At 56.7% G+C, this 5,136-nt stretch carries 6 protein-coding genes; 4 read left to right on the plus strand and 2 right to left on the minus strand.

Features of this window, described 5'->3' with window-relative positions:
* Positions 1–95: 95 nt before the first annotated feature.
* The 4 genes from E1297_RS04440 to E1297_RS04455 all read left to right on the plus strand — a co-directional run bounded on the left by E1297_RS04440 (position 96) and on the right by E1297_RS04455 (position 3,018).
* The gene (locus tag E1297_RS04440; RefSeq protein ID WP_155134405.1) at positions 96–347 is read left to right on the plus strand and encodes a hypothetical protein; all 252 of its coding nucleotides are present in this window, start codon (positions 96–98) and stop codon (positions 345–347) included.
* A 70-nt stretch (positions 348–417) separates the two neighbouring features.
* Entirely contained in the window at positions 418–1,542 is a 1,125-nt protein-coding gene (locus tag E1297_RS51215) for a transglycosylase SLT domain-containing protein (RefSeq protein WP_155134408.1), read from the plus strand.
* A gap of 118 nt (positions 1,543–1,660) precedes the next feature.
* Positions 1,661–2,254, plus strand: coding sequence for a hypothetical protein (locus E1297_RS04450; protein WP_155134411.1), 594 nt, complete (start codon positions 1,661–1,663; stop codon positions 2,252–2,254).
* Positions 2,255–2,541: 287 nt separating this feature from the next.
* On the plus strand, positions 2,542–3,018 hold the full coding sequence (locus tag E1297_RS04455; RefSeq protein ID WP_155134414.1) for a hypothetical protein: 477 nt from the start codon (positions 2,542–2,544) through the stop codon (positions 3,016–3,018).
* Here the strand turns inward: E1297_RS04455 and E1297_RS04460 are convergent.
* Both E1297_RS04460 and E1297_RS04465 read right to left on the minus strand, forming a co-directional pair.
* Positions 3,005–3,889, minus strand: coding sequence for a hypothetical protein (locus E1297_RS04460; RefSeq protein ID WP_155134417.1), 885 nt, complete (start codon positions 3,887–3,889; stop codon positions 3,005–3,007). The genes E1297_RS04455 and E1297_RS04460 overlap by 14 nt on opposite strands.
* A gap of 95 nt (positions 3,890–3,984) precedes the next feature.
* Positions 3,985–4,983 carry an AAA family ATPase gene (locus E1297_RS04465; RefSeq protein WP_155134420.1) on the minus strand — a complete coding sequence of 333 codons (999 nt, stop codon included), beginning with the start codon at positions 4,981–4,983 and terminating at the stop codon, positions 3,985–3,987.
* Positions 4,984–5,136: the final 153 nt, after the last annotated feature.

A 5,136-nucleotide genomic window follows, 5' to 3' on the forward strand; every position in this document is an offset into this window, starting at 1 on the left:
GGCCTGCGCCGAATGAGGTACAATCGACAAGAAGACCTTAATTCCCAGACTTGAAACTTCGGCGCTTGGCGTCGAAATTCGGATCACCGAAAGCCATGAACGAATTTGCCGTCAATCACAAAGGGGATGTCCTCCTCCTTGCGGACACCAAACTGGTCGAGCAGCCTACCAGAGCACAAATCAAGGACACGACCCTTACGCTCTACGCCGGAGACAAGCTAATCCATCTCGCCAACGACGTTCCGGCGGACCTCGCCAGCCGGGCGGGCATCGCTCCCAGCCTCTACGTCGTCGAGTGCCCGGACAACACGGTCACACGGGAATCCAAGGTTCCGCTCTCCATCTGACATTTCTTGTCACTTTCCGCCGTTCGCACGATCATCTTATTTCAGGTGAATACCATCCGGAGCGGATTGAGTGGCAAAAGGCGATCTCACCAAGGAATTCATGAGGGAAGGCGGAGTAGCCTTTACGACCGGCGGCAATTCGAAGCTCGCACGGATCATGAAGTCATGCGCCTGCCTTGCCCTCTTCACGATTTCGAACGCCGAGTTCTACCAGCATGTCGCACGCATCAACGAACCGGATGCGCAAAAACGCGCGGCTAAAGCGGCGCAGACCGCGACCGTAACGGAAACGAACGGCAATTCCGACAGATGGGCGCCGGTTTCCGCATCCTACACGATGGAACTCGCCAACAAATTCTCCAGCCGGATCACCGCCACACTCGCGAACGACCCCCTCATCAAGGCGAAGCTAGATAGTAAACGCGTCGATCCAATGGAACACACCTTCACGTTCGGCGACTACAACGTCCCAGGCGGCATAATGGTCGCGATCGTCAAAGGATCCATCAAGACCAAGATGGATCCGAAGGTCATGATGGCCATCGCGGAAAAGGAATCCGCGTTCAGGCCCGCCGTCAAAGCAAGAGGGTCCACCGCCGTCGGACTATTCCAGCTCATCGAGAGCACCTGGCTCGAAACGGTCAAAGCACACGGACCCAAACACGGCCTGGACGGAGAAGCCGATGCCATCAAGGTGACCCACAGCAAGAAGAAAAACCGCACGATCTACAGCGTTCCCAATTCCAACATGCGTCGGCACATCATGAACCTGCAAAAGGATCCATACGTAGCGACGCTCATGGCGGGCGAATACATCCAGGCGGCCCGCGCGAAGCTCGAGGCGCGCACCGGAAAGGCGGTTGCCCAAGAGGATGTCTACCTTCCTCACTTCCTCGGAACGAACGGAGCCAGACGCCTTCTGGAGGCTAGCGCAAGCAAGCCGGAACGCGCCGCGAATACCGTATTCCCGCGTGCGGCGAGGGCAAACCGGAGCATTTTCAGAAACAAAAACCACTGGATCACGATCGCTCAGCTCCACACCAAACTTCGCGGTATCGTTAAGGACCGCATGGGTAAATACGAGAACGTCGCTGCCCTGTCCGGATTGACGTCTGACGCGAAAACGCTCGGACCGGGACCAGCTGTATCCGAATCCGCGGAGCGACCCGTCATCCTTGCTGGTCTTAAATACTGACGCCAAGGTAAATAATCCGGAAGCGCAGCAATCCCCGTCCGTCAGGGCCGGGAAGACGTTAATTTGCACCCAACACTCCGTTGACGTACGATTGGCTTCGCAAACAGACGGAGCCGACATGACCACGTACGCCCGCACCAATAACGACGAAGCGATAGAATTTCGTTTCGAATGCGTTGGCGCGCACCATGGTCAATTGGACCTAAACCTCCTGGCTCTGATCAACGGGGAATATTGCGGCATCATCAAATTCAGCGAGTTTGAGCAAAAGCCGTCTGTCAGCTGGATGGAAGTCCTAGAAATCCGGAAGCGCGAAGGCATCGGACGAGCGATGGTGCTGGAACTTCAGTCTCAATATCCCGAAACTGAAATTGACTTCGGAATGCTCACCGAAGACGGATTAGCCCTTCTGAGGAGCCTTCCTAGCATCGAAATCGAAACCGCCCCAGAACGCAGCAAACTCGAGGCACAACTCCTCAGCCTAAGATCGCGCGAAACTCGTTGCCAGGCCGCATGCGATCAATATCACGATCTCCCGGCTGAAGTGCAGGACTCCGAAACGACAAGGCTCGAACTTTCACGCGTCCTTAAGACATGGGAATCCGTCCGGGACGAGATCAACGAGCTTCAAACGAGCATCTCTTCTTTCCCGCCGCCCCAGAGAATTCTGCTCGCACCGGAGGCCAAGCTCGTCTCGGCCCCCGGAATGTGAGCGAGACGACCGCACCGAAGACGGCCTCGAAATCAACCGAAGTCTAAAAAAATGCCGAAAAACAAAAAAAGTTTTGACAACGGGAAACGCGCGAAAAAACGAAAATCGACCCGCCGTCGATGAGTTTGAATTTCCCAGGGATATTCCGATCCGGCAAAATACATCGAATCCCGTTCGAATATTCGAAAAATAAGGTTTTACGCCATTTAGTCGCCATCGAACCGAGGGATTGACAGGTGTTGAACGCCTCCCTCATATGAACGCCGACCACTTAACAGGAGGCATTCATGGGAATCAAGCTCATCAAGTCGGAGATCGATAGACTGATCAACTTGAAAAACGATTGCGAACGCGCGGACGAAACCCTGTCCGCTGCGATCAACACCTACAACGATGCCGTCGATGCCGCTTGGCGGACGTTCGAGGACAATCTCCGCGTCTATGCCGAAGCTCTAAACGAAGCTCAGTCCGAACTGTCCAGCGAGATCGAAAGCCACGACACCGTTCTCAACGACGCGAAGGAATATCTCGATGCTCTCGCAAACGACCGCGAGGCGCAGATTTCAGAAAGAAGCGAACGCTGGCAAGAATCAGAAGCAGGCGAGAACGCACAGAGTCTGGTCGATGCCCTAAGGGAGATGGAAAGCTACGAGTCTTTCGAGCCCGAGTTTGTGGAAGCGCCTGAAGTCGAGGAACCCCAACACATCGATCAAGGGTCGATCCCGGCGGCGTCCGGAATGATCGAGAGCATCATCGAGATGTGAGATCGATTGCGCCATCGACCGCCCTGGCTTCGAAGTCCGCCATGACGGATGCGCGGTAGGCGTTGAAATTGGTCGGCAGGGCTCCAGGCCCCATGACGTCGGCCCCGGACACCGCCTCCGTCGCATCCACGAAGGACTGAAGGTCCTTTACCGATACCTCCTTCAGTTCGACCTGCCTCATCAAGGGGCCGATTTCGCTGAACAACAAGGCGGCATCTTCCGACTCTCTAATCCGCCACTTCCACTCGTTATATGTCACGGTTCCGTCGCCGTCGAGGTCGAGCGTCTCGAGTCCCTTACGAAGGACCTCGTGATACTCCGACCGGGCGGCGCTCTCGGGGGCGTTAGACCCGATCACAGAGAATGCCGCATTCCACTCGCGTTCCCAGGAGGCGAAAGCCTCGCCCTCCGCCGCGCTCAATACGGCATCGACTTCGTATGCCTCGACGAGACCGTTTTTATCCAGGTCGAGTTCAGCGAGATCGTCAACCAGGGTCATGATACCTGGGGACTGCACTTGCTGCGCGGAGGCGAACCCCGGAGACATGGCGAAGAGGGCGGCTACGAATGTGAACCGGATCGTGTTCATCGAGTAAATCCTTTCGGCGGCCAAAATTGCCTCTCCTCTTTTTTTTGTCAACAATAATCCGTCCTGTGGCGGATACGCGTTCTCATCGCGACCCGAGAGCAAGTCCTCGCCCGACCAGTCAAGCTTTCGAACTCCTGCTTGCGGGATCTCGATATCGGGAAACGGCGTCGGCTCCGGATATTTCGCGGCCGTCGCCTCTGCGCGAGCCACGGCGGCGAAGATCTCCGCTCGAATGTCTTCGGCCCTTTCCTTCGTTATGGGATTTCCAAAGTCAGGAGCCACCGGACGATCCTCCGAAGGGAACAGGACGTATTTGTCAGACGCGCACCCCGAAACCAGGAACGCCGCGACAATCATAGAGAGACACGGAATCGTCATCAGATGAGCTTCAGGTGCCCGCCGGGACGTTTGGGTCTCCAAACCAGTGCCGAAATCTCCTGCTCCGCGAACGCCAAAGCGGAGCGCAACGAACCTCCGTTGAGGTAAACCCTCAAGGTGCGCCCGAGCAGATCGTCCGCCTCATTCCAATTGTCCACCTTCAGCCTCGCCGCAATACCGTCGAACATCGTCGGAAGCGTTCTTTCAAACTGAGCGACGGTCGGCTTCATGGCACGCACCATTTTCAATCGATCCATGAACGGAGTTCCCAATGAGGACTCGCTGTTGGCAGTCAAAAGAAAGGAGATCATCGAAAGATCGACCGGCACCATCAGGCACGGATCGCTATAACTCCTGGCCGTCTCCTCTTCGAGCATCGGAAGAAGCGCCTCCACCGGATCACCCGCCGATTCGGCCGCCGTCTTGTCGATCTCGTCGAGGAGGATAATAGGGTTGGCGATCATGCCAGCCGCCATCACGACGGCCGGAAGGGAAGGGCGCGCATCCTTCCAACCGTAGGCGCTTCCGGAGATCTCCATAGTCCCGTACACCCCGGCCATGTTTTCCCGGTGATAGTGAATGTCCATTACCTCGGCCATTCGCCTCGACCACCTGGACTTCCCAGCACCGGACGGCCCTACCAACATCAGCGGCGGTATCCTCAGATACTTCGGGTCGCGCCGATCCGAGACTGCGCACGCCATCGCCACAGCCTCGTTCGCCTCCTCCATCCAAGGGAACTCGTCCATCAGCGTTTCGTAAACAAGATCAGGGTCCGGCGCGGGAATGATCGGCAAGGACTGAAGAAGAGTGTCGAAGCGGCCGCCCTCGAAATCACGTGACCCCAACCCCAGCGCTGCCGCCCGATCACCAACGACTCGCACCGAAGGTGTTATCTGTCCGACGAGCTCGTCCGGAAGATCATTTGGCCGCACCTGCGAACCGGATCCGGAAAAGGTAAACTCGTCGCCCGGACCAAGCAAGGACCGATCCATCATGCCGTCCAACCTCTTACTGTTGTCCTCGATGTGCTTCAGAATCCTACTTATTCCGTTCTCCGGAACGACCGGGCGACTATCGGTAAACCACTCGCCGAATCTTTGGTGCGGGAACGCATCCCTTAATTAACGTCTTCCCCGCCCTGAAGGACG

Source organism: Roseibium sp. RKSG952 (assembly GCF_009711355.1).